Origin of the sequence: Acinetobacter sp. YH16031, from assembly GCF_013417335.1 — a bacterium.
In the GTDB taxonomy this organism is placed as follows: domain Bacteria; phylum Pseudomonadota; class Gammaproteobacteria; order Pseudomonadales; family Moraxellaceae; genus Acinetobacter.
This window is the reverse complement of the sequence record NZ_VPED01000010.1, coordinates 75,065-99,926: the sequence shown is the minus strand read 5'-3', so window position 1 is coordinate 99,926 and position 24,862 is coordinate 75,065. Positions and strand designations below refer to the sequence as shown.

General features: G+C 44.0%; 27 protein-coding genes and 2 tRNA genes. 12 read left to right on the top strand and 17 right to left on the bottom strand.

What is annotated here, in order from left to right; all coding sequences use genetic code 11:
- Nucleotides 1-81: 81 nt before the first annotated feature.
- Complete coding sequence (gene lpxO, locus FTV31_RS06925; protein ID WP_166136817.1) at nucleotides 82-999, bottom strand: lipid A hydroxylase LpxO; 918 nt, start codon at nucleotides 997-999, stop codon at nucleotides 82-84.
- A gap of 489 nt (nucleotides 1,000-1,488) precedes the next feature.
- Between lpxO and fadB the strand changes: the two genes are divergently transcribed.
- The 3 genes from fadB to FTV31_RS06910 all read left to right on the top strand — a co-directional run bounded on the left by fadB (nucleotide 1,489) and on the right by FTV31_RS06910 (nucleotide 5,465).
- A complete protein-coding gene (gene fadB / locus FTV31_RS06920) occupies nucleotides 1,489-3,639 on the top strand; it encodes a fatty acid oxidation complex subunit alpha FadB (RefSeq protein ID WP_159123725.1) in 2,151 nt (716 codons plus the stop codon).
- Between the two features lie 12 nt (nucleotides 3,640-3,651).
- Nucleotides 3,652-4,824 (top strand): acetyl-CoA C-acyltransferase FadA, encoded by a 1,173-nt coding sequence (gene fadA, locus FTV31_RS06915; protein WP_180013866.1) that lies wholly within the window; start codon nucleotides 3,652-3,654, stop codon nucleotides 4,822-4,824.
- Nucleotides 4,825-4,961: 137 nt separating this feature from the next.
- On the top strand, nucleotides 4,962-5,465 hold the full coding sequence (locus FTV31_RS06910) for a hypothetical protein (RefSeq protein ID WP_180013864.1): 504 nt from the start codon (nucleotides 4,962-4,964) through the stop codon (nucleotides 5,463-5,465).
- Between the two features lie 19 nt (nucleotides 5,466-5,484).
- On the opposite strand, the gene FTV31_RS06905 is transcribed toward FTV31_RS06910, so the two are convergent.
- A complete protein-coding gene (locus tag FTV31_RS06905; RefSeq protein WP_180013862.1) occupies nucleotides 5,485-5,820 on the bottom strand; it encodes a hypothetical protein in 336 nt (111 codons plus the stop codon).
- On the bottom strand, nucleotides 5,811-6,275 hold the full coding sequence (locus FTV31_RS06900; protein WP_180013860.1) for a hypothetical protein: 465 nt from the start codon (nucleotides 6,273-6,275) through the stop codon (nucleotides 5,811-5,813). Before FTV31_RS06900 ends, FTV31_RS06905 begins: the two co-directional genes overlap by 10 nt.
- A gap of 174 nt (nucleotides 6,276-6,449) precedes the next feature.
- Between FTV31_RS06900 and FTV31_RS06895 the strand changes: the two genes are divergently transcribed.
- Entirely contained in the window at nucleotides 6,450-6,956 is a 507-nt protein-coding gene (locus tag FTV31_RS06895) for a hypothetical protein (RefSeq protein ID WP_180013858.1), read from the top strand.
- A 100-nt stretch (nucleotides 6,957-7,056) separates the two neighbouring features.
- Here FTV31_RS06895 and tehB read toward each other — a convergent pair whose 3' ends face one another.
- The 7 genes from tehB to FTV31_RS06860 form a co-directional block, all read right to left on the bottom strand.
- Entirely contained in the window at nucleotides 7,057-7,923 is an 867-nt protein-coding gene (tehB, locus tag FTV31_RS06890; protein ID WP_180013856.1) for an SAM-dependent methyltransferase TehB, read from the bottom strand.
- Between the two features lie 189 nt (nucleotides 7,924-8,112).
- Complete coding sequence (locus tag FTV31_RS06885; protein ID WP_180013854.1) at nucleotides 8,113-8,862, bottom strand: hypothetical protein; 750 nt, start codon at nucleotides 8,860-8,862, stop codon at nucleotides 8,113-8,115.
- A 241-nt stretch (nucleotides 8,863-9,103) separates the two neighbouring features.
- The gene (locus FTV31_RS06880) at nucleotides 9,104-9,604 is read right to left on the bottom strand and encodes a hypothetical protein (protein WP_180013852.1); all 501 of its coding nucleotides are present in this window, start codon (nucleotides 9,602-9,604) and stop codon (nucleotides 9,104-9,106) included.
- Between the two features lie 228 nt (nucleotides 9,605-9,832).
- The gene (locus tag FTV31_RS06875; protein ID WP_180013850.1) at nucleotides 9,833-10,354 is read right to left on the bottom strand and encodes a hypothetical protein; all 522 of its coding nucleotides are present in this window, start codon (nucleotides 10,352-10,354) and stop codon (nucleotides 9,833-9,835) included.
- A gap of 204 nt (nucleotides 10,355-10,558) precedes the next feature.
- A tRNA-Phe gene (locus FTV31_RS06870) sits at nucleotides 10,559-10,634 on the bottom strand.
- Nucleotides 10,635-10,770: 136 nt separating this feature from the next.
- Nucleotides 10,771-10,846, bottom strand: a tRNA-Phe gene (locus FTV31_RS06865).
- A gap of 192 nt (nucleotides 10,847-11,038) precedes the next feature.
- Nucleotides 11,039-11,416, bottom strand: a complete 378-nt coding sequence (locus FTV31_RS06860) for a GNAT family N-acetyltransferase (protein WP_004781604.1) — start codon at nucleotides 11,414-11,416, stop codon at nucleotides 11,039-11,041.
- A gap of 96 nt (nucleotides 11,417-11,512) precedes the next feature.
- Here FTV31_RS06860 and hisB point away from each other — a divergent pair, with 96 nt between their 5' ends.
- The 5 genes from hisB (at nucleotide 11,513) to FTV31_RS06835 (ending at nucleotide 15,493) form a co-directional block, all read left to right on the top strand.
- Nucleotides 11,513-12,106: an imidazoleglycerol-phosphate dehydratase HisB gene (hisB, locus tag FTV31_RS06855; protein ID WP_005232589.1), complete on the top strand. Its 594-nt coding sequence runs from the start codon at nucleotides 11,513-11,515 to the stop codon at nucleotides 12,104-12,106.
- On the top strand, nucleotides 12,106-12,723 hold the full coding sequence (gene hisH, locus FTV31_RS06850; RefSeq protein WP_180013848.1) for an imidazole glycerol phosphate synthase subunit HisH: 618 nt from the start codon (nucleotides 12,106-12,108) through the stop codon (nucleotides 12,721-12,723). The genes hisB and hisH overlap by 1 nt, the downstream gene beginning before the upstream one ends.
- Nucleotides 12,724-12,857: 134 nt before the next feature.
- The gene (locus FTV31_RS06845; RefSeq protein ID WP_373686978.1) at nucleotides 12,858-13,538 is read left to right on the top strand and encodes a 3'-5' exonuclease; all 681 of its coding nucleotides are present in this window, start codon (nucleotides 12,858-12,860) and stop codon (nucleotides 13,536-13,538) included.
- Nucleotides 13,539-13,760: 222 nt separating this feature from the next.
- Entirely contained in the window at nucleotides 13,761-14,495 is a 735-nt protein-coding gene (gene hisA / locus FTV31_RS06840; RefSeq protein ID WP_005232592.1) for a 1-(5-phosphoribosyl)-5-[(5-phosphoribosylamino)methylideneamino]imidazole-4-carboxamide isomerase, read from the top strand.
- 68 nt (nucleotides 14,496-14,563) lie between these two features.
- Nucleotides 14,564-15,493 (top strand): DMT family transporter, encoded by a 930-nt coding sequence (locus FTV31_RS06835; RefSeq protein WP_180013846.1) that lies wholly within the window; start codon nucleotides 14,564-14,566, stop codon nucleotides 15,491-15,493.
- A 61-nt stretch (nucleotides 15,494-15,554) separates the two neighbouring features.
- Here the strand turns inward: FTV31_RS06835 and FTV31_RS06830 are convergent, their stop codons facing one another.
- Genes FTV31_RS06830 through FTV31_RS06820 form a run of 3 tightly spaced genes read right to left on the bottom strand, consistent with a single transcriptional unit; the run spans nucleotide 15,555 to nucleotide 17,571 of the window.
- A complete protein-coding gene (locus FTV31_RS06830) occupies nucleotides 15,555-15,950 on the bottom strand; it encodes a hypothetical protein (RefSeq protein WP_004781593.1) in 396 nt (131 codons plus the stop codon).
- 20 nt (nucleotides 15,951-15,970) lie between these two features.
- Entirely contained in the window at nucleotides 15,971-16,597 is a 627-nt protein-coding gene (locus tag FTV31_RS06825) for a DUF1294 domain-containing protein (RefSeq protein WP_180013844.1), read from the bottom strand.
- 26 nt (nucleotides 16,598-16,623) lie between these two features.
- Nucleotides 16,624-17,571 (bottom strand): homoserine kinase, encoded by a 948-nt coding sequence (locus FTV31_RS06820; RefSeq protein ID WP_180013842.1) that lies wholly within the window; start codon nucleotides 17,569-17,571, stop codon nucleotides 16,624-16,626.
- A gap of 113 nt (nucleotides 17,572-17,684) precedes the next feature.
- On the opposite strand from FTV31_RS06820, the gene hisF reads away from it, so the two are divergent.
- Nucleotides 17,685-18,443: an imidazole glycerol phosphate synthase subunit HisF gene (gene hisF / locus FTV31_RS06815; RefSeq protein WP_004781588.1), complete on the top strand. Its 759-nt coding sequence runs from the start codon at nucleotides 17,685-17,687 to the stop codon at nucleotides 18,441-18,443.
- 338 nt (nucleotides 18,444-18,781) lie between these two features.
- Here hisF and FTV31_RS06810 read toward each other — a convergent pair whose 3' ends face one another.
- The gene (locus tag FTV31_RS06810) at nucleotides 18,782-19,375 is read right to left on the bottom strand and encodes a hypothetical protein (protein ID WP_180013840.1); all 594 of its coding nucleotides are present in this window, start codon (nucleotides 19,373-19,375) and stop codon (nucleotides 18,782-18,784) included.
- 108 nt (nucleotides 19,376-19,483) lie between these two features.
- Between FTV31_RS06810 and FTV31_RS06805 the strand changes: the two genes are divergently transcribed.
- Entirely contained in the window at nucleotides 19,484-20,554 is a 1,071-nt protein-coding gene (locus FTV31_RS06805; protein ID WP_180013837.1) for an AraC family transcriptional regulator, read from the top strand.
- Between the two features lie 74 nt (nucleotides 20,555-20,628).
- On the opposite strand, the gene FTV31_RS06800 is transcribed toward FTV31_RS06805, so the two are convergent.
- Complete coding sequence (locus tag FTV31_RS06800; RefSeq protein WP_004781584.1) at nucleotides 20,629-20,874, bottom strand: hypothetical protein; 246 nt, start codon at nucleotides 20,872-20,874, stop codon at nucleotides 20,629-20,631.
- A gap of 85 nt (nucleotides 20,875-20,959) precedes the next feature.
- Nucleotides 20,960-22,057: a DNA/RNA non-specific endonuclease gene (locus FTV31_RS06795; protein WP_034170211.1), complete on the bottom strand. Its 1,098-nt coding sequence runs from the start codon at nucleotides 22,055-22,057 to the stop codon at nucleotides 20,960-20,962.
- Between the two features lie 266 nt (nucleotides 22,058-22,323).
- On the opposite strand from FTV31_RS06795, the gene FTV31_RS06790 reads away from it, so the two are divergent.
- Nucleotides 22,324-22,866, top strand: a complete 543-nt coding sequence (locus tag FTV31_RS06790) for a hypothetical protein (protein ID WP_180013835.1) — start codon at nucleotides 22,324-22,326, stop codon at nucleotides 22,864-22,866.
- 67 nt (nucleotides 22,867-22,933) lie between these two features.
- Here FTV31_RS06790 and FTV31_RS06785 read toward each other — a convergent pair whose 3' ends face one another.
- Entirely contained in the window at nucleotides 22,934-24,814 is a 1,881-nt protein-coding gene (locus FTV31_RS06785; RefSeq protein ID WP_180013833.1) for a potassium transporter Kup, read from the bottom strand.
- Nucleotides 24,815-24,862: the final 48 nt, after the last annotated feature.

Below are 24,862 nucleotides of genomic sequence, written 5' to 3'. Positions count from 1 at the left end.
ACACAAAATCAGAATGATGTGGTGAATCTCTGCAAGTAATAAAAAACGCCCATGTGGGCGCTTTATTTTTTATGTTGCAGCTTAGGCAAACAGATAAGGACGAATAAAGATCAGGAAGAAAATACCCAGCATCAGGAACCATTTCAGGAAATAGTACAGCTGGCGGTTCTGTGCTTTTAAAGCTTTGGCTTTTACCCGGAGTTGATAGACATAACCAAAGACTTTGTTTAAGCCACCAGTCTGATCCCCAACCTCATTCGGTGAACTGGCTGCTGTCATCACTTTTTTACCAAACCAGTGATTGAAGCGTTCCATCCAGCGGGTTTTTAAAGGTCGCTCGACATCAGCAAAGAAAATGATCCGGTTCTGGTCAGTCTTGTTTTCGGCATAATGAATATAGGTTTCATCAAATACCACGCTCTCGCCGTCGCGCCAGGAATAACGCTGACCATCGACATCGATAAAGCAGCGGTCATCATTCGGGGTCATTAAGCCCAAGTGATAACGCAATGAACCGGCATAAGGGTCACGATGACGGACCAAACGGCTATCGGGTGCCAGCTCGGTAAACATGGCCGCTTTAATGGTAGGCAAAGTTTTGAGCAAGGCGGTAGTTTTTGGGCAGAGTTCTGCTGCAGAGGGATGCGCCGAGTCATACCATTTTAAATAGAAGCGTTTCCAGCCAGTCTTAAAAAATGAGTTAAACCCCAGGTCATCATATTTGCTCGAAGCCTTGATCCCGCCTTTCTGATAGAGTGCCTGTGCTTCGTCACGAATCATTTCCCAGTTTTCATCCAGCACTTTTAGGTCTTTAAAATGCTGCGTATCGATATAAGGCTGATTCGGTACGCGTGAAAAGGCGTACATCAGAAAATTGATCGGTGCAAACAGGGTCGAATGGTCAAAAAACTGGCGATAAAAAGAATGCCGAACTGTGCCACGTCGCTGAATATATAACGCTGAGATGACAAAGATGGCCAAAATAATCCACTTAAGCATATCAATACCCAAAAAATCCTAGCCCTAAAAAAGAACGGGGAAAAATAAAAAAGTCACATCTGGGCCGCATTATAACAAAGCTGCTTTTGCTCTCCCTACCCGCTTGTAGAACACAGCGTTGCATACATTTTCTTACATCCGTATCGAATAATTTGAATCTCAATTGACTATTTTGACCAAAACACCACACAGCAAACATTCCCTATCTGGTCAATTTACGTTATAAAAACAGCGCGACAGCAATAAAAAAGTGAAATTGAAACAATAACTTCATTACACTACGATAACGGTTCACTGTATTCCGGACATGACAACGCCTTGATTGAGCGATGAAAATTGATGACCCTTGCGTCACGGCTTGATACAACTTGTGTTGTTCTTTTTGGATATAGTTATCGTAAGATTAGCGAAGTAAAAAAGTGCGCGGGAAATGCGCGCTTGCTTCACAACATCAACTTAGAAGTCCTCCAAAATAAAGGAGATCAGGGCATGATCCACGCTGGCAATGCCATTACCGTCCAAATGCTTGAGGACGGAATTGCAGAATTCCGCTTTGACTTACAAGGTGAGTCGGTTAACAAATTCAACCGTGCAACGATTGAAGATTTCAAGGCTGCGATCGACGCAGTTTCCGCTGCTGACATTCAGGGTTTAATCGTGACTTCAGGCAAGTCTACATTTATTGTAGGTGCTGACATTACTGAGTTCGGCGATAACTTTGCTCAAGGCGAACAGGCAATTGTTGACTGGGCACTACCAGTTCATGAAATTTTTAACAGCTTCGAAGACCTGGACATTCCTAAAGTTGCCGCGATTAACGGTATGGCACTAGGTGGCGGTTTCGAGATGTGCTTAGTCTGTGACTACCGTGTGATGTCAGAACAGGCGCAAGTCGGCCTGCCTGAAATCAAACTTGGTATCTTCCCTGGTTTCGGTGGTACGGTTCGTTTAAGCCGTCTGATCGGTATCGACAATGCAGTTGAATGGATGGCCATGGCTACTCCGAAAAAACCGGCTGCTGCACTGAAAGATGGTGCTGTTGATGCGGTTGTGGCTGCAGACAAACTGAAAGATGCTGCGATTGACCTGTTGAAACAGGCAATTCACGGTCGTTTAGACTGGCAAACAAAACGCCAGGAAAAACTGGATCCAATCAAGCTGAACATGCTTGAGCAAATGATGGCGTTCAATACGGCGAAAGGTGCGGTTCTTGCAAAAGCAAACCCTGCTCAATACCCAGCGCCAAAACTATTGCTTGATTCTCTTCAGGCAGGTGCAAGCTTACACCGCGATGAAGCGTTAAAAGTTGAAGCTCAAGGCTTTGCGAAAGCTGCGGTAACTCCACAAGCAGGTGCGTTAATCGGTCTGTTCCTGAACGACCAGGTGGTGAAGAAAACTTCTAAGAAATATGAACAAGGTGCACATCCAGTGAACCAGGCTGCCGTTCTAGGCGCAGGGATCATGGGTGGTGGTATTGCTTACCAGGCGGCAAGCAAAGGCACTCCAATCATCATGAAAGACATCGGTAACCAGCAACTTGCACTGGGTATGTCTGAAGCAAACAAACTGCTGACCAAGCAGGTTGAACGCAAGAAGATGAAGCCGGCGCAAATGGGTGAAACCCTTGCTCGCATCCGTCCTACTTTAAGCTATGACGAGTTTAAAGAAGTCGACATCGTGATCGAAGCAGTAACTGAAAACCCGAAAGTGAAAGGCATCGTACTGAAAGAAACTGAATCTAAAGTACGTGAAAACACAATTATTGCGTCGAACACGTCTACGATTTCAATCACGCGTCTGGCTGAAAATCTGGAACGTCCTGAAAACTTCGTCGGTATGCACTTCTTTAACCCGGTACACATGATGCCACTGGTAGAAGTGATTCGTGGTGAGAAGACTTCTGCTGAAGCGATTGCAACGACTGTTGTTCTTGCTCAGAAAATGGGTAAAACACCAATCGTAGTGAATGACTGCCCGGGCTTCCTGGTAAACCGCGTACTGTTCCCTTACTTCGGTGCATTTGACCTGTTACTGAAAGATGGTGCTGACTTCCAGCAAATCGATAAAGTGATGGAAAAATTCGGCTGGCCTATGGGTCCTGCTTACCTGATGGACGTGGTTGGTATCGATACTGGCGTTCACGGTGCAGAAGTGATGGCTGAAGGCTTCCCGGATCGTATGAAACCTGATTTCAAAGGTTCGATCCAAGTGATGTACGAAAACAACCGTCTGGGTCAAAAGAATGACGTTGGTTTCTACAAATACGAACTTGACCGTAAAGGCAAAAAAGCCAAAGTGGTTGATCCAACCGCATACGAACTTGTGGCATCTGTTGCAACTGCTGAAAAACGTGAATTTGATCCTCAAGAGATCATTGACCGTATGATGCTGGCTTTCTGTAACGAAACTGTTCGTTGCCTGGAAGACAACATTGTTGCAACTCCGGCTGAAGCAGATATGGCGATGATCATGGGTGTAGGCTTCCCTCCATTCCGTGGTGGTCCATGCCGTTATATCGACCAGACTGGTGTAGCTGAGTATGTTGCACTTTGCGACAAATACGCGCACTTAGGTAAGGCTTATGAAGCGCCGCAATCATTGCGCGACATGGCTGCTAACAACAAAAAATTCTACGGTTAAGGAGTGACGTGAATGGCTACTTTAAATCCACGTGACGTTGTGATTGTTGATGGCGTACGTACTGCCATGGGCAAATCGAAAAACGGTATGTTCCGCAATGTACGTGCCGACAGCATGTCAGCTGAACTTATCCGTGCGTTGATGGTTCGTAATGAATTCGATCCGAATGAAGTCGAAGATGTGATCTGGGGCTGTGTGAACCAGACTCTGGAACAAGGTATGAACATTGCGCGTAACATCGCATTGTTAGCTGACCTTCCTAAGACTGTTGCAGGTCAAACGGTTAACCGTCTGTGTGGTTCTTCTATGCAGGCAATCCACACTGCGGCTGCACAGATTGCGACTAACCAGGGTGATATCTTCATCATCGGTGGTGTAGAGCATATGGGCCACGTAGGTATGATGCACGGCATCGACCTGAACCCTGCTGCATCTAAGCACTACGCAAAAGCATCAAATATGATGGGCCTGACTGCTGAAATGCTAGGTCGCATGAACGGCATTACTCGTGAAGAACAGGATGCGTTTGGTGTGGAATCTCACCGCCGTGCCTGGGCTGCGACTGAAAATGGTCTGTTCCAGAACGAGATCGTAGGTATTGAAGGTCATAATGCTGACGGTTATAAAGTTCTGTGTGATATCGATGAAGTGATCCGTCCGGATGCCAACATCGAAACTTTCCGTGCTTTACGTCCAGTATTTGACCCTAAAGGCGGTACAGTGACTGCTGCAACATCTTCAGCATTGTCTGACGGTGCATCTGCAATGCTGTTAATGTCTGCTGAACGTGCTCAAGCGCTTGGTTTGAAACCACGTGCTGTGATCCGCTCTATGGCAGTTGCAGGTTGTGATGCTGCAATCATGGGTTATGGCCCTGTTCCAGCAACACAAAAAGCATTGAAACGTGCTGGTCTGACCATCGAAGACATGCAAACTGTTGAGTTAAACGAAGCCTTTGCTGCACAAGGTCTGTCTGTTCTTAAAGGCTTAGGCATTTATGACAAGCAAGACATCGTGAACCATAACGGTGGCGCGATTGCATTGGGTCACCCATTGGGTTGTTCTGGTGCGCGTATCACAACAACATTGTTGAACGTGATGGAACAACAAGATACTCAAATCGGTCTTGCAACGATGTGTATCGGTCTGGGTCAAGGTATCGCAACGATTATCGAACGTGTTTAATTCTTAAATACCAAGATCAAAAAAAAACCCGCTTTTGCGGGTTTTTTTTGTCCCTTAAAATTCCCCAATCCAAATAAAGCTACATGGCAATATTTCCTACATAGCAACAACGCTATAAACCTACTAAGGAAAAAGAAATGGGAAATTTAGCAATAGACTTTAACCATAAAGCTACTCTAGCAAGCTCAAACATGCCGACTTCGGTTGAGAGTTTAAATTTCAATAAATTAAAATTTAAATTAACATCAGGTAAAGAAGCAACCATGTCAAAAAAAGTTTGCGAATTTGCAGAGCAAGAATATAAACGTTTTCTAGCGTTAAAATATTTCTATCCAAAAGAAACGCTAGTACCTAATAAACTTGTTGATGAGTTTTGGCATGCTCACATTTTAGATACTCGAAATTACCACATGGATTGCTTGAAAATTTTTGGAGCTTATCTGCACCACTATCCATATTTTGGAATCCATGATGAAGTCGACCAACAAAATTTGAAAAATACTTTCCAGCGAACTAAAGAACTTTATGAAGTTTGGTTTGGCCCATACCCTGATTTCACAATTGAAGCACGCTGTGGTGATGATCACGCCTGTCACGCTCCTTCAAGCTGTGCATGTCGTGTACCTGGTGCATGTAAATAGCTTTTTATACTGGGCAGTATCACTGCCCAGTTGCCTTACATAAGGCTTCAATTGCTGTATCTATTTGTAAATCTAATTTCTTAGAAAATTTATTGTCTGTATTCTTTTCCCACTGCTTATATTCAAGAAAAAATATATATTTCTTCAATGCATCTTCTTTCTTAATGGTTAATGACCCTTGTTTTGCCCTCTGAATATCTTTTTTTAAGCGCTCATAAAAAGAAGCATCTTCATCGGAAAATGCATCGCTAAAAGCCTTTAAATTACCTGTATAAACTTCTTCAATTAAGTTTAAAAACTTTTCCAAATTAGGGTTTAAATTTAATTGATCTTTTTCATTATTTTCTAAATGCATTCATTTGTACCTGCATCAACCACTTTAGGATCTAACTCACCCCAGAGTGGATAATTAGTATTTTCAACTATGTACGTCGTAAAACATGTGCATGTCTTATCAATACGTTCAGCATCCCATCTTTTCTTTTGCATAGCCAAATTTGCCTTACAATTAAGATCAAACTGCCTAACCTGCTTATCAGTCCAATTAGTTTGTATTCTCGAATAATTAATTTCAGTGGGTTTGAGAGCGTCTTTTATTTGATCTATGCCTACACCACCAGCAACCCCAATCAATCCAGCAATAACAAGAATTTTCATAAAACCTGATTTAGGTTCTTCTTTATTAATGAAAATTAATGGATTTTGGCAAGTACCACAATGATAAAGACCTTGTTCACCAATCTCATGAAGCTTATTTATTGTATTACAAGAAGCACATGTAATATAACCATTTGTTTCTAGCCCGCTCACCTAACCCTCTATTAATTATATATTTTTCACGATTATAGTTATTTAACAACCAAAGTGTTATCCCTTTGTAAATTTAGTTGAATATTAAACCAATAAAAACTTATTCATCAGCCACTTATATTTGACAAGCGTATCATAGCCTCACATTTCTCTCCTTTATTTATGGGGTTACGCATGAAAATGCTTAAAATACTTCTAGCAACTGCTATCGTTGCAACTTCAGCTTCTGCTATGGCTTCTACAACAGTTTCTCCTGTTGCTGCAATGAAAGAACAAGCAAAAACTGTTGCAGCTCAAACTGCTCAACAAGCAACTGCGCCTGCACAAGCAAAGGTAGCGACTGCGACTGTTAAAGCACAAGATACTGCTGCTAAAGCTGCTGTTGAAAAACAAGCAGCTGTCGCTAAAGTAGAAGCAGCTCAACAACAAGCTGCTCAAACTAAAGAAGCAGCGAACGCTAAAGTGGTAGCAACAAAAACTGTAGCGGATACTAAAGTAGAAGCTGTCAAAACTGATGCAGCTGTAAAAACTGCTGAAGTAAAAGAAGCCACTGTAGCCAAAGCTGAAGAAGTAAAAGCTGCTGCAGCTCAACCAGTAGAAGCAGTAAAAGCAGCACCTGCTGAAGCAGCTGTAAAAGCCGAGAAAAAAGGCTGGTTCTCTTGGTTTAAAAAATCTACTTAAGATATTTTAAATCCATAAAAAAAGATGTCCAAGTGACATCTTTTTTTATTTTTAGCTCTTTCAGATTTAAAGCCAAAAATCTAAAAACTGTATAAATCTCTTATTCGACTTTTTGGGCTAGCATAGTCGCAAAATGCTGCTTGATCCGGTTGCCCTGCTCATCTACTCGGTGTAATTCACCGACATTTTCATTATATTTCACCAGATTCCAGCCTTCATAATAGGCACTAAGCTGTCCCGGCTTAAAACTAAACGGAAAGTCTGGCTGTACCGGAATATCATCGGTATCCATCGCACAGACAATCAGGTTACAACCGCCCGGCACTGTCGCCTGCTGCATCTGTGCAATAAGTGGTGGAATGGTATCGGCCTGCAGGAACATCATCACCACTGTACAGCAAATGAAGTCATATTGACCCTGAATACTGGGGTCAAGATTTAAATCCCGTTGCTGAACCTGAATATTCCCGATTTCTTCATTCTGAATGATCTGTCTTAAGGTCTGTAGACTATTTTCATTCACATCCCAGGCGTCGACTTCAAAACTGTTCTGACTCAAATACAACGAATTGCGGCCTGAACCACAACCGACATCCAGCACACGACCACCCTTTAAATACGGCATAGCTGCCAGAATTTCCGAATGGGTCGGGCTTAGCTGATATTTCTTAGTGAAGTAATCCTCAGGTTTGCAGTAAAAACGCAGCTGACATTCTGCATCTTCACTGGCAGAAATAATCTTATGCCATGCCTGTGGCTCAATGAACGGTGGTTGCTGCTCTGGCGTAAATACATGTTCAGACTGTATATGACCTGACGGATCCAGCATGGCAAAATGCAGCTCACCTTTGAGCACAGTCAGCTTTGCCCAAGTGCCCGCTTTGGTATTGTGTGGCTGCTTGAATCCTTGTGGGATAGCTTGCTGCATCCAGACCGGAAATTCTTTATAACATTTCAATTGTTGCATAAAAGATTGTGCTCCCTATTCTCGCTTTCCGTCTGCAAGCATGCTTCTGGATATTCATTTTTCTTAAGCATAGCTGGTTCTATTACCAATGAGAACTGGCACATCTTTGATGTAAGCAATGCAACAAGACTAATTCTGACAGAAAAACATCATGTCATTTAGAGATAAAAAATCATAAGATCCTTATACTTAGAGTTTGTTCTCTGCCTCTTTAAGTGCCTGCTGATCCACTTGAGTCATTTGCTGGTTGAGCTGCACTATTTCCTGATACAGCTTATTGAATTGCTTTAAGGGTGCATCTTCATAGAACATAAAGGTCTGATTTTTCTTTTCCCATTTATTGTTTTTCAGCACCAGAAATAACTGGTCTGCTTTGGCCAGACTCTGTTTTTCAATTTCAAAAATTGCATGGGCATTATCCTGCTGCTGATTGGCTTTCAGATTATCTGCCAGTTGCTGACGATAGCGGTTTTTTATGTCCAGCTGTTTCACCTGCTCTAACTGCTGGGTTGCCCGCTGTTGAATTGTCTGTTCATAACCATCGACAATTTCATGCACACGCTTCAGCATGGCTTCGGTTTCTTTATAGTCTTGGGCTTGATCTTTGGCTAAACGGTCAATGTCCAGAAAACGATCCCAGTCCGCTGCTTTGAGGTCACGTAAATACTGATTGCGAGCCTCGGCACGATCACGCATCTGACCCAGAATAAATTGGGCCATCACGGCATAATCCCCATCCAGACGATCATCTTCCAGATCAATCTGAATCGGTTTAGACCAATCCTGTGCCTGTTGCAAAATAGATCCAGTTTTTTCTTCCAGTACCGTTTCATATTCTTGCAAATCGGCCTGCTGTTCCTGCTCTACAGAATTTTGATAAAATAACCAGATCAAAATTGCCAGTACCACTCCAGCGATAATCATAAAAACACGGGGCATCTACACGCTCCAGGTCTGTCATCCAGATCTTGTTGATTTTTTACACTATGCTTATTTTTCCAGCATAATTCAAGACATAGAGCTTTTCACATTTGTGAACGTGCTTCCTCAATACTGAAAAAATGAATCCAGTAAAAAGCCTGAAGAAAGGAAATAAGTTTTCAGACTTCCTTTCTTCATGACGTGATCTGGCTATACCGAAACTGACTGACCTGATCAGCCTGACCCATCGGATTGTGTGCTAGCGCGAACCAAAAGGCAGACTGAGCTCAAGCCGATTCGGATCAAACTGCTCCCTGACGATCTGGACATTGGTGGCATTCCGGTCAATACCAAAAGGCTGCAGAATCACATAGATTCCGTTTCTTGGATCTGAGGACTGCAAGCCTTGTGCTACTGCCAGTACATATTCTCGGAACACAGTAGGCAGACTGTCCAGATCTGGATTAGGCGCTGCCGCTCCCACGTCAATATTTGCAACGACATCACCATCGACATTATAAGCCTGGATATCGCGTTCAATTTTCATCAGGCGCATCTGCAAAGCCTTACGCTGGCTGGCACCTTCCTGATAAGGCGTTATTTCCGTCACAGCACGCATTTCAGGCTCTGCCATGACAGTTAAGGTGGGAAGTACCGTTGCTTCAGAATGAGCAGGAGCTGCATGACTCAGTACAGGGAGAGTAAAAGCAGTACAGGTCAGCATCAGGCCCAAGCTTTGAATGGATTTTAGGAGATTCATCTTATTACCCCTCGGTTGGAAAAGGGAAAGCGTCAGATTAAATCTTACAAGTAATACAGCTTCTTATTGTTAAGTTTGATAAACGGTCAATCGAATCCATTACACCCTCATAAAGCCAACCAGCAAATCAGGAGCAAAACTCCTAAAAAATATGAATTATTCAGAAGTTAGATTTAAAAAAGCAAAAATCCCCAATATGGGGATTGATTTGCATTACTGGCTCATCCTTTAAGGAGATCTTGGAAATTGCGCTACAGGAGATGGATTGTTGTAGTTTTCTAATAAGCCCAGATTCACCTTGTCCAGATTAATCTGTAGTTGAAGACCGCGTCCTGGTTGCAAGCTGCTGCTACGATCGATCCCGACATTCTCCAGCAGTGTATACAGCCCTTGGGTTGGATCACTGGATTGTAAGCCTTGGGCAATGGTCATCACATACTGTTGCAGTGCAGGTGACAGCAAACTCAAATCTGGAGCTTGGGTCGGCTTAATATCGAGGTTTGCCAGCACATTTGGATTGACCATAAAATTTTCTGCATCCTTAGTTCCCCGGATTACCTGATGCTGCAAGGCAAGACGATTGGCTTCATTCTCAATAAACGGGACATAGCCAGTCTCATTACTCATTTCAGGTTCAGCCATAATGGTCATCGTCGGTAAGGTAAGCACCGGTTTCTGTTCTTCTGCATGTACTGCTATGCTCAATGTACCTAACAGAATCCCAAATAAAGATGTTTTTAGACTGTTCATGGGCTTTCCCCCTACTTCAAATTTCACAACCTGAGTGCCTTTATCGGTTGCTAAAGTCTGTATTTAATTATCTATTAGATTACCTTGATTATTTTGAGAACTCATTCCTGCTCAGATGAATGGCAAAACAAGTTAATTCTTGGGCTGAATCAAAAATTACAGGCAAAAAAAAACCTCAAACATTGTTTGAGGTTTTTTCGAATATGGTGGCGAGACCCAGGATCGAACTGGGGACACACGGATTTTCAATCCGTTGCTCTACCAACTGAGCTATCACGCCGATGCGGTGTATTAAGCCGTATCTGGACACATTAGTCAATCGAAATTATGAAAAAAAAGACTGAGTGTCTGAATTTTGGCCTAAAAAAAATCCCTGATGGGATCAGGGATTGAAAACTTTAAAATCGTTTTGAATATGGTGGCGAGACCCAGGATCGAACTGGGGACACACGGATTTTCAATCCGTTGCTCTACCAACTGAGCTATCACGCCGATGTCGCGTATTAAACAGTTTCAGCTCTTAATCGTCAAGTACATAACGTATAAAAATCATCAAATGTTTACTTTTCCATCGATTTGCGTATTTATACAGCAATATTTTCAGCAAATACCTGACTAATAAAACAAATTGAATCTGGTATTTACAAAAAAAGCAGCCCGAAGGCTGCTTGAAATTATCTGTATCTAAATTTTTTCAAGATTTGCCAGACAACGGTGAATGGCTCCGCATCCCGGTACAAATGCTTTTACTCCTTTTTCCTCTTCCATGCGGCATGCCTCACTCACCAGCCTTTCTGCAACCCCGCGTCCACGGTTGGCCGGATGCACCACAATGTTTTCCAGGGTTCGGCTTTCGCCTTGTCCCGTGCACCAGATGGCGCCGATGATTTTGGTGTTAAATTCTGCGGTATAAAGTAAGGTATACTGTGCAAGGTTTTGCTCTAGATGTTCAATGGCATCTGCCCCATCACTAAATTCAGGGCTAGTGTCATACAGTCGCTCAAGCTGGCTGCGCACTTCGTCGTTTTCTAGAGAAGTATAAGCATGTACGGTAATAGGCATTGATAAACCCTCCTGAGCAATCTAATATGCGGTGACGTCGTCACGGCGAAAATATTTTCTACATCAATCATTTTGACGTATTTGAGGAACGTGTCTATGACAGATCGTATCAGTGAAGTGGTAAGAAATACCAACGAAACCAAAATTCGAGTTCGTTTGAACCTCGATGGTACTGGTCAAGGCACTTTAAACACTGGTATTCCATTTTTAGATCATATGATTGATCAAATCAAGCGACATGGTCTGTTTGATATTGATATTCATTGTGATGGAGATCTGGAAATTGATGACCATCATACCGTAGAAGACTGTGGTATTACCTTAGGTCAAGCCTTCGCTCAGGCTTTGGGTGATAAAAAGGGCCTACGCCGTTATGGACACTTCTATGCGCCGCTTGATGAATCTTTAAGCCGTGTCGTGGTGGATCTGTCTGGCCGTCCGGGTCTGTTTATGGACATTCCATTTACCCGTGCCATGATTGGCCGTTTTGATGTAGACCTGTTTTCTGAGTTCTTCCAGGGCTTTGTCAACCACTCGCTGATGACTGTACACATTGACAACCTGAAAGGTAAAAACAGTCACCACCAGATCGAAAGTGTATTTAAGGCATTTGCCCGTGCACTGCGTATGGCATGTGAAGTTGATCCACGTGCTGCGAATACTGTTGCTTCAACCAAAGGTACCTTGTAATGACCCGTATTGCCCTTCTTGACTATGGCATGGGAAACCTACACTCAGCAGCCAAAGCACTTGAACACGTCGGTGCAACGGTAGATGTAACCAATGATCCAAAACTGATCGCCCAAGCCAACAAAATCGTTTTTCCGGGTGTAGGTGCAATGCGTGACTGTATGCAAGGCATGCATGAAGCCGGAATTGATGAAGTTGTACGTAATGCCGTGTTCAACAAACCGGTATTGGCGATCTGTGTCGGCATGCAGGCTCTGATGCAACGTTCCGAAGAAAATGGCGGTGCGGATGCACTGGGCATTTTTGCCGGTGAAGTCAAACACTTCCCGGAAATGGCGGGTTTAAAAGTGCCGCATATGGGCTGGAACCAGGTACATCAGGCCGATCCAAGCCATCCGATGTGGAAAGACATTGTTCAGGATGCACGTTTCTATTTCGTGCACAGTTACTATGTGGAACCGCAAGATCCGAGCATCGTGGCAGCAACCTGTAATTACGGTATTGATTTCTGTACTGCCCTGCATCAAGACAATCTGTTTGCAACTCAGTTCCATCCGGAAAAGAGCCATACTGCAGGCCTTCAATTGCTAAAAAACTTTGTGGATTGGAATATCTAATCCAATACATTCAAAAAGCTCGCATCATGCGGGCTTTTTTTATGGGCTACAGCTTAAAATTTTATTTTTGAAAAATAATTCACATCCAAGCTTCCTTCTCTAAGGTATGCTCTATTCAACCTGAATATTCATCAATGGAAGATGCTTTAATCATGGATACCCAGCTTAACGATATTCTGCCGAGTAAAGAGGCAATAGCGACTTTTCCACCTTTTCAAAATATCGCGCCTGAAAATATTGTGGTGATTAACAGCATTCAGCAATGTGAAGCTCTACGCGAAGAACTTGAGCAGATCGCGGTCTTTGGTCTGGACACTGAGTCCAAACCGACCTTCAAGGTTGGTGAAGTTTCTACTGGTCCGCATCTGATTCAGCTGGCCACTCTGGAAAAGGCCTACCTGTTTCAGATGAATGCTGCCATTTGGGATTTTCTGAAACCGATTTTTGCCAATCGAGACCAGATTAAAGTTGGTTTTGGCCTGAAAAATGATGCGCATCTTTTCCGTAAAAGAGGCATTGAGCTGAACAGTGTGATTGAATTGTCAAAGTGCTTTGGTGCATTCGGCATTAAAAATCCTCTTGGATTAAAAAATGCGATGGCTTTGCTATTTCAGGTGAATTTTCCTAAATCGAAACGGGTTACGACATCGAACTGGGCGAAAAAACATCTTAGTCAGGCACAGATTGAATATGCGGCTGCAGATGCCTATGCACCTTTACTGGTCTTTGAAGAATTGCTGCACCGTGGCTTGGGACCCAAGGAAGTTCCCAATACTTCACTAAAATTGAAAATTCGCCCGCATTCAAAAATCTGAACAAACAGAAGATCAGTTTTCTAGCGAAATATCATTTTGATATCAGACTCCATCAGGAGTATTGTAAAGAATAAAAAAATTGAAGAATAAAATCCTGTCACTCCAGCATATCTTCAGACAGGTTTTCTTTTTTCATACCGTTTAAGAGTTAGAAATTTCGACTTTATTTGCTAAGATGAACTCACTGAAATTCATTCTAAAGATTAAGCAAGGAGCGAAAGCATGCTGATCATCCCTGCAATTGACCTGAAAGATGGCAAATGTGTCCGTTTAAAACAAGGTCGTATGGAAGACGATACCGTATTTTCTGACGATCCAGTGGCAACAGCACAGCATTGGGTAAATGAAGGCGCTCGCCGCTTGCATTTAGTAGATTTAAATGGTGCTTTCGCAGGTACACCGATTCATAAGCCAGTGGTAGAAGCCATTGCCAAATCACAGCCAGAATTGCCTATCCAGATTGGTGGCGGGATCCGCTCACTGGAAACCATTGAGCATTATCTGGAAGCAGGCGTATCTTTTGTGATTATTGGTACAAAAGCAGTGCAAAATCCTGAATTTGTAGAAGAAGCATGCAAAAAATTTGCAGGCCATATTATTGTGGGTATCGATGCCATGAACGGCATGGTGGCAACGGATGGCTGGGCGAATGTGACTGATGTAAAAGCGACTGATCTGGCAAAACGTTTTGCGGATGCAGGCGTATCTAGTATTGTTTATACGGATATTGCCCGTGACGGCATGATGCAGGGTGTCAATATCGAGCAAACTGTACATCTGGCACAATATTCAGGTCTGCCTGTGATTGCTTCAGGTGGCGTAACCAATATGGATGACGTGCGTAACCTGAAAGATCAGCCTGGTATTTTAGGTGCGATTACTGGTCGTGCGATCTATGAAGGCACTTTAAATCTGCGTGAAGCACAATTATTGCTGGATGAACAAGAAGCGCTATAATAGCATCTGCTGAAAAAGAGGTCTGTGGACCTCTTTTTTTATTGTTCAATTTTTTGATCCTCTCTCCCATGTCAACATCCGTTTCCCAAACTCCCTCTATCTGGAGAACTAAAGTTCCTCAACTTGCTCTGATCCTGATTACCATCATCTGGGGTGGCAGTTTTATCACTGTACAATATGGCCTGAATTTCAGTAGTCCGGTGATCTTTGTCGGATTACGCTTTGCAGCGGCGGCAATTGCCGTAACTCTGCTGTCCCTGAAGCACTTGAAAGGCATGACGCTTAAAGAAGTGGCAGCGGGTGCCATCATTGGGGCTGTGATTGCGATCGGTTATGGAACACAAACGGTGGGCTTGCAAACGATTAGTAGCAGTGAATCGGCCTTTTTGACTGCGCTGTATGTTCCCTTAGTGCCGCTAATGCTGTGGCTGCTATTTCGTAAGAAACCACATTTTATGACCTGGGTCGGTGCCCTGTTTGCCTTTCTTGGCTTGGTCTTTTTAACCGGTAATGGCTTTGGTGCCATCCAGCTGAATTTTGGTCAGGTTTTGACTTTGCTCGGCTCGATTGCCATTGCGCTTGAGATTATTTTTATCAGTCATTTTGCTCCGAAGGTGAATACCCGGCGTGTCACCGTGCTACAACTCATTTTTGCCTCGCTATTTTGTTTTCTGATGGCACCGATGCTGGGTGAATCACAGTTACCTGACTTCCATTGGCATCTGGCAGGTATTTTGGTCGGTCTCGGTATTGCCAGTGCCTGTATTCAGCTAGTGATGAACTGGGCGCAGGAAATGGTAGATCCTTCTCAAGCTGCGATCATTTATGCCGGTGAACCGATCTGGGCAAGTTTATTTGGACGTATGGCGGGAGAAAGTTTGCCTGCGCTGGCACTTCTAGGCGGATTGATGGTGGTACTTGGGGTGATTGCCAGTGAGTGGAAGCCGAAGTTTTTCAGAAAAGAAAAAATAGAAGAGTTGAAGGAAGATCTTTCCTAAGCTTATGAGCTCCCCCTCTTAGAAAAGGGGGAGTTTTTTATCTAGAGAAATATAGCTAATCTTATTTGGTATACATCGGTCGATTGTCATTCAGACGCATAATGCCGCGAATCGCGCGATAGACAATCCAGATCCAGGAAACAAAGACCACAACCAGACAGAAAGTAGATGCACCAAAAGCGACGCCTGCAAACAGGTCCGGATCTTCATGGGTAAAGAACAGGAATAGGAACGGCACAAAGGCTACAATATTCCAGAACAGATACCACCAGAAACTGCGGATTTGCCAGGTAAAGTGACTTTCAAAAATCGAGCCTCGTACATCCGAACGCTTCACATAGTTAATAATCAGTGCAATCACTGCCAGCAAGCCACCACTAAAAATGGCTACGATATATAAGATATAAAGAATCAGGGTTAGCGTACGATTTGAGTCTTTATCAATTGAATAGTTCATCTACGCTCCTATGGTTGTTTCTAGATATTCAGGCTGTTAAAGGGAGAAATCAGCCATATAATCAAAATGATATTAAAAGCTATAGTACAAAAATAAATTTGCCGGAAGGGTTGTTTTTGTGTTTTATGCCGTAATTTTTGCTGTGCCAGCCAAGCTGCCGGCCACCCTCCTAGAAATGCCACCAGATGCAGGGTATTTTCTGGAATACGGCGATTGCCCAATTGTGCCGCTTCCTTATCCTGGGCATATAGCCAGTAACTGAGAATATTCATCAGGCTCACCAGCAACAGGATCATTCCACTCAACAAGCCGGCTAAACTTAGTCCCGCTAATACCAGAATATAGGCCACAGAAGCAACCTGCATCGGCTGTAGTTTTTCTTGCTGGCTTCGGCCTGATGTTTTAGTTTTTGTTTTTGCCGTTTTGGTTTGCGATGCTTTAAGGTATATAACCTGCTGGGCACGATAACGTCCCTGCTCATCCAGAATCACCAGATAATCTAGCGCACAACCAACAATTGGCCGTGGACCGGGACGGGCAAAATCTTTGATATGCAAAAACACGCGATCTTTGGCCGGATCATTGGGCTGAATAAAGCCATAGCCTTTGTCATCAAACCATTCTACCAAACGTCCCTGATCGCGCATTTTGCCTGTTCCTGTTTATTCTAAATTTAAGCTGTCACGAATTTTAAACGTTCAATCAGCATGTTACGCATCTCTTCCGGATTTTTTTGCAGAATATCTTCACCGGTACGACCTTCAGCCGCATTTTTCTGTGCCACTTGTAAACGCATCATCCAGAAACGGCCCGCAGCCATCGCCAGGTAAAGCTCCAGACATGATTTTTCATCTTCCGTTAAAGGACGAACAGTTTCATAGGCTTTTAAAAAGGCATTGGCCTTTTCTTCATTTAAAGTAACTTCCGGATAATTGGTACAGAAGTCATTTAAAGTAATTGCAATATCAAACAGGAATTCATCTTTATTCAGCTCGTAAAAGTCCAGAATACCTTTCAGTTGGTCACCCTCAAACAGGGTATTGTCACGGAACAGATCCGAATGGATAAAGCCACGTGGACGATCCGGATATACTGCGGTTAAAGCTTCATACAGGCCCAGAAGTTTACCCAGTAAGACTTTATCTGCTGCGTTCAGACTCGGTTTAATTTCCTGTGCTACGTTATACCAGTAGGCATGGTCACGGACAAAGGCGCGCTCAAGTTTAAAATCTTTCAGTGCGACATGCATTTTGGCCTGAGCAATGGCAATCGCTTCCGCCTGCGCAACGGTAGATGGTATCGGATGCTCGCCCATCATGCGTGGTGCAATTTGTGCCGGCTTATTTTTTAGCGTATGAATGGCTTTGCCTGAATGGGATAAAGGCACCGGTACGGCCAGACCTGCCTGACCCAGATGCTGCAAGACCGGCACTAGTTCTCCAGCAGCCTGTTCATCCATATCTTCAAAAACGGTCAGCACATATTGCTGGTTTTCGCAGACCAGAAAATAGTTCGTATTCTGGATACCTCCTTGAATGGGAATCAGATCAATCACCTCAAGTCCATAAGGTGCTGCGAAATCCTGAACTTCCTTTAAAGTCAAAGTGGTATAAACCGACATAGAAAACCTGCGAAAAAACTTACATATTTTTGCTAGAATACCGTTTCCATCTACCAAGGTGTAGCGCTTGCGTGGGTGAGTTTCATAATCGGCTGTAATAATTGGAAAAATTTATGCTAGCTAAACGTATTATTCCTTGTCTGGACGTCGACAACGGTCGCGTAGTCAAGGGTGTTCAGTTCCTTGATATTCGTGATGCGGGTGACCCGGTAGAAGTGGCACGACGTTATAATGAACAAGGTGCCGATGAAATTACTTTCCTTGATATTACCGCTACACATCATGGACGCGACACCACTTACCGTACCGTTGAGCGTATGGCTGAATCTGTATTCGTACCGCTTACCGTAGGCGGTGGCGTGCGTAAAGTGGAAGATATTCGTCTACTGTTAAATGCAGGTGCGGATAAAGTCAGTATTAACTCGGCAGCAGTCTTCAATCCTGAGTTTGTACAGGAAGCCTCACAGCGTTTTGGCGCGCAATGTATCGTGGTGGCGATTGATGCCAAAAAAACTGGCGAGAATAAATGGGAAATCTTTACCCACGGCGGACGCAAACCGACCGGCATTGATGCCCTGGAATGGGCAGAGAAAATGGCCAGCTATGGCGCAGGCGAACTGTTAATTACTTCTATGGATGCCGATGGCACTAAAGCAGGTTATGACATTCCGCTCATGCGTGCCATCAATGACCGCGTCACTGTACCGACGATTGCCTCTGGTGGCGTAGGCAACTTGCAGCATCTGGCTGACGGGATTATCCATGGTGGTGCCGATGCAGTACTTGCCGCCTCTATTTTCCACTTTGGCCAGCATACCATTCCTGAGGCCAAGGCTTATCTAGCTGCTCAAGGTATTGAAATGCGTCTTTAAACGACAGCCTTCAAATGAAAAAGAGCGTGAATATCACGCTCTTTTTTTATGGATTATTCTTAGAAATCATTTAAATTCTGGACAAAAAAAAGGAGTCTTGCGACTCCCTATAAAAACCAAGAAGAACTACAGCACTTGGTATCTTTGACATTTACAATATAACTCAATCTGTATGCAGGTTGATAAGACTTTCAATCATCAACAGACGCAAATATAGGTGAAATCCTGAGCACAATATTGACAATATATGCAGAATTTATTGACAAATCACGACAGGGTTAACCAAAGTGAGAAATGGTTAACATTTTATGTGGCAGATTACTCGAATTTTAAGTTATTTAATCACGATCTTTAGCCCATTTAGCCGGGAAATAACGCTGGGTTAAGTGGGTTAAGCGCATAGAGATCTGTTCCGGCAAGACAATACCAAGGGGATTTTTTTCCTGTAAATCTGCTGAGGAAATCACCCGGGTTCCCATTAAATAATCAAACCAGGGCTTGGTTACACACCAGTTGGCGTCTTGGTTACTATTCATATGGTGATCATAATGCCAGGGAATTTTTTTTCTGGCCCATTCTGGCTCCAGATGTGCCCGCCGATGCATATAAAAATAATTGCCTGCACTATATAGCGTGGCCAGAAACATGCCCTTGGACAAGGGATAAAAAGCCAGCCCGAATACGCTTGCTGCGACGGCCAGTGAACCGATTTCATTGCGGATTCGCCAGTTTTTCAAACCTTCCACATAGGCATAATCAGAAAATCTGGTCTTGCGAACTTCACGATGATGTTCCCAATGTGAACGCATGCTGCCCGGCACTGGGCTATAAAGTGTCTGCCCTGCCCGATGCGTACCATGCAGCACATATTTATGCGCAAACCATTCAAAGCCATTGGCTACGACCAGTCCTGCTAGAAAGCCTTTCCACATGATCTTTTCCTCCCTGTTTGTTTACACTATAGGTCAAACAAAGGGCTAGATATTGACCGATAATTTCAATATCATTGACAAAAAACGACAGAACAAAAGAATTAAAAAATGCACGTTCCTCAAGATTATGTCGGTTCGGTATATGGTGGTTTAGGACATTTGCTTTTGGACTATTACCAGCTCAAACAACTGGACATCCCCAAGAAATTGTTTGCGATCCAGAATCTGGAGCGTTTTGATTATATTCTCTGGCGCGATCTGCTCAGCGAGCTGGACCAAGAGTTGCAACGGCCGGCACTCGGCCTGGAAATCGCGCAACTGGTGCAGGCCAAACATCTGGGTATTATTGGCTATCTGGCATTATCCAGTGAAACGCTGGGCGAAGCCTTTATGCGTTATCATGACTATCATCGCCTGATCTATGATGGCAGTCCTTTACAGGTCAGTCTGGATCGAGATTACCTGTCCATTTCCTGGAGCGAGATTCCGTTTAAAGTGAGTACGCAACTCACAGATGAGATTGCTATCGCGCTCATGACTGAATTTATTCGCTCAAGCATTCTTGACCAGCATCAACTGCATCTGCATGAAGTCCATTTTCAGCATCCGGTCAATAAAAATATTGCGGTCTATGAACAGTATTTCCGCTGCAAGGTCCGTTTTGGACAGGCCAAAAATCAGGTATTGATTCCTGTGAGTGAAATGTCTACGCCTTTAAAGAAAGGTGATCAGACCTTACAGAAATTACTGATGCAACAGGCAGAAGCGGTGCTGGAAAAACTTCCGAACTCCACCCAGATTGATCAGCGCTTGCAACAGGCGATTCTGGTCGGTCTACAGAAAAACATGTTCCAGATTGAGCATATCGCCAAACAGATGAATTTTTCTGTACGTCAGCTACAACGCTACCTGCAAAAACAGGGTCAGACCTATCAACAGCGTATGCAGGAAATCCGCTGCATGATGGCCATGCAATATCTGAAAGATCCTCATCTGAGTCTGCAGGAAATCAGTATGTTGCTCGGCTATTCTGAGCAGAGCGCATTTCAGCGTGCCTTCAAGCAGTGGACGGCTCAGACCCCACAGCAATGGCGCTCAGAATATATAAAAACCCAGGTGCAGGAAAAATTTCTGGACTATCCCGCTATCGCAGAGATTAATACCCCATATCAAATTTAAAAGTTTGAATAAAATAAAAAAGCTCCTCATTAAAGAAGCTTTTTTCTAGCCGGAATAGTGATTTTAAGAAATTTCTATAAAAATGGATTTTCAATTTCATCTGCATCATTGCGTTCAATTTTTTCTGGCAAATCCGGTGTTTCCTCGAGCTGCTGCACAATATCATTTAACAGTGCCTGCAAGACTTTGGCTGCCTTGAGACCAGCCTGGTCTTTGGTAATTTGCAGATTGCCATACAGACTGACACAGTCCAGATCATTCTCAACTGTCAGATCATGAATCGCATGCGATTCGGTTCCATTTTCAAATGCTTTAAACATTAATTTCTACTCTGTTTTATTATTTTTACTCACCTGTCTTCAGCATGCTACCTGAAGCCTGCTTTTTACAGCAAGCTCCTTTTCACTATTTCAGCAGCTGCAGGATGTATTGCAACAAGGCCTCAATCAGCTGTTTAACAATCGTATCCTGAGTATCATGATCGATCCCGTTCTTATTAACTGATGAGCTGGTATTGCTTGTACTGGCCGAACTTGAAGCCGACGGTTTGAACTCACGCTGCAGTTTTTCTAGATCTTCTTTCGGCACATCTTCAGCACACTGGCTTTCTGCATCCCAATTCGAATAGGCAATTTTCTGGTTGGCCTTCACAGCATTTGCAGTCAACGGCAGATGATAGGTATTGCGTTTCTGTTCTTCAGTTAACTGAGGAAACAGGTTAATGCCAAGCTGCTCTTCCAGATAGCAGACACTGACAATGCGAACCTTGAGCGAATTATCATTAGGTGCATAGTAGGCACCAATGGCACCAGTTTTCGGCATGTAGATCGCTTTATACACGGCAGTTGGTACAATTACACCCTTGCCAATAGTTTTCAGCTTTTTGGCAGCAAAGACTGGCCCGGTCACTACATACACGTCCTGCTTCTGCTTGGTCACAATTGCTCGGGTCGCTTCTTCCAGCTCGCGCCAGACCTGCTGATTGTTCTTTGGTGCCTGCGGGACCATATTGGCCAGCGAGAAACTGTCAGACTGTGCAGCTTTATTTGGCATATCCGCATTTGGCGCCATATGGCCTCGGTCATAGCCTGAACCCCGGTAGTCAGCCAAAGTCGCACGATGAGCAGCATTTAGTCGTGTTTCTTCATGGAAGTTGTCTTCACGTGGAATTTTCTGGCTCAGACGCTTCGGGGTTAATGCCTCCGCCACCCACAGTGGCGTTTTGGATACACCGGAATACCCCACATTAAAGCCATTAAAACACAGTGAATAACTGTCTTTTTTCAGGCTGTCTTTCATTAAGTAAGGCGGGATGTCCCGGTAAAACTGTTCCAGACAGCTCGAATTCGATGTAGACGGCAGAGAAATCCACTGACTGATTTTTTCTTGGCCAAACGCAATCGCAAAACTCCCGGAAGCAACCATTGCCAGGATCACTTTCACGCTATTTTCATTAAAAAACTGAAAAACTGAATTCTTCGACTTACGCTGCTTCTTTGCCATGCTACACGTGCTTTTAAGATCAAAATCGGGGGTTTTGCGAGCTTAACAAGCCATGTATATGAAGTATATCTTACCCTCTTTATTTGCCTAATAATTACACAATCCACCCCTATATTCTTAAATCTTGTAACAAATTGTCGTTTTTTTAGTGAGCTTTCAGCGCGGTTTTTTAACCTTTAAGTAGCTTTGATTGTGACCTCGTCTTGAGTGTGCAAAGCTATTTGACTACTCAAATTACGTACAATTATTAGCAATGGAGTTAATTTATGAATTCCAAACTATCTAAGTTATTAGGTCTCGGAATATTTACAAGTGTGATCAGTGCCGGCGCATTCGCTGAGCCTCCTGTACAAGCGGGTGAAACACTTGAAAGCTTATCTAAAGCTAAAATTAGTACCACTGTAAATGGTCAGCAAGCCTCACTGGAAAGCCTGGTGAACTCTGGACAGATCCGTCTGGTAAACCAGCCAATGTCTGCACCTGCTCAGCCAGGCCAGCAGCCACAACAATCAATGCCAACACCAGGCATGCCTGATGCACCTGTTGCACAACTAGAAATGCCGGATACCAATCCAGCTCCAGCCAATCTTGAGTCTGAACCAGCAGCCCCTGCTACAGAACAGGAAATGACTATGGGTGAAGCTGTAGAGCAACCAGCTCTTGAAGAACAGCAAGCTGCTGCACCTGAAGCGGCTGCGATGACTGAGCAAACTGAAATTGCAGTAGAAGCTGAAGCTGATCCTGCGGTAGATGCACCTTTAAACGCAGCCCCTGAAATGCCGGTTGAGACAGAAGCAACAGAACAATAATTTGTTATAAAGCTTTCTAAATTCTCTCCCCTAAAAAAACCAGAGCCTAGCTCTGGTTTTTTTATTTTTACATCTCGATCTGGCTACCCAGTTCAACCACCCGGTTGGTCGGAATCTGGTAGAAGTCGCTGACCGGACTGGTATTACGCTGCATGGAAACAAACAGTTTTTCCCGCCAAGGTGCCATTCCCTCTCCCACCGTATGCATAATCCGTTCCCGGGAGATAAAGAAACTAATCTGCATCAGGTCATATTCAAAGCCCCATTCTGCATACGCATGCTGCAATGCTTCCGGAATATTGGGCTGATCCTTAAACCCGTAATACATTGTCACTCGATAAAAATGCTCACTGAGTTTTTCCAGTTTAATCCGTTCTTCATCGCCTACAAAAGGAATATCTCGGGTAATAACCGTCACTAGAATATTGCGCTCATGTAGCACCTTGTTGTGCTTGATATTGTGCAACATCGCATGCGGCACAATGGTCGGGGTTCCGGTCAGGAAAATCGCTTCACCCGGCACAAACTTGGTGCCTCCCCCAATTGAGATACTCTTAATAAACAGGTCAATTGGTAGTGCATCTTTTTCCAGACGGTTCAGGACCAGTGCACGACCATCTTTCCAGGTCATCAGAATCGTAAATAATGCCGCCCCGAGCAGGATCGGCACCCAGCCACCTGAGGCAATTTTTAAAGACGTTGAGGCTACAAAAACCAGATCCAGTATCAGGAATGGCGTGGCAAATAACACCACTTTCCAGATTGGCCAGCGCCAGAAACCATAAGCCAGTATGCTGATTAAAATGGTGCCACAGAGCATGGTCATAGTGACTGCGACCCCATAAGCACTTGCTAAGCGGGCGCTATTTTCAAAGAGTAAAATCAGAATCACCACGGAAATAAATAGCATCCAGTTAATGAATGGCAGATAAATCTGGCCACGCTCTTCGGCTGATGTGTGCTTTACGCTCAGGCGTGGCAAATAACGCAGTTGAATGGCCTGATTCACCATAGAGAATACTCCGGTAATGACGGCCTGTGAGGCGATCACAGCAGCTGCTGTCGCCAGACCAATCATTGGATATAAGCCCCATTCCGGAAGCAGCATATAGAAAGGATTTTCCAGTGCTTCAGGACGGCGCAGCAACAGTGCCCCCTGTCCGGCATAATTCAGTAACAGACATGGCAATACAATAATAAACCAGGCCAGACGAATCGGCAGACGACCAAAATGCCCCATATCGGCATAAATGGCTTCACCTCCGGTCATGGTCAGAATCACGGCGCCCATGGTCAAAAAGGCTACAAAAGGCTGATCGACCACAAAATGATAGGCCCAGTATGGATTCACCATGGCCAGTACTGTCGGAGTCTGGATAATGCTCCACAAACCAAAACCACCAATTGACAGAAACCAGAGTAAAGTCAGTGGACCAAAAAATTTGCCCATGGTTCCGGTACCATGACGTTGTACCAGAAAGAGTCCCGCAATAATCCCGATCGATAAAGGCTCTAACCATTGATTAAACACAGGTGTGGCAATACTCAACCCTTCAATCGCAGATAATACGGAAATCGCCGGGGTAATAATTCCGTCACCAAAAAACAGCGATGCCCCAATAAAGCCGAGCGCAATCAGGTAAATTTTCTTGTCATCAGAAATACGTGTGGTTCGCAAGTTGAGAGCCAGCAAGGACATGATCCCGCCCTCACCGTTGTTATCGGCACGCATGATAATGGTGACGTATTTGAAGCTCACCGTCAGCATGATGCACCAGAAGATCAAGGACAAAATGCCCAACACCGAAGCTTCACTAATGGCAAGGTGCGACGTCAAGAAACATTGGCGTAGTGCATACAATGGACTGGTTCCAATATCTCCAAAAACAACCCCAAGCGCAGCCAGCGTAATTACCGGGAGAGCTGCTTTCTGTGCAGTGCTTTGCATATATCGTCTTCGTTTTTAACAAGCATTTTTGCGAATCATAGCACTGCG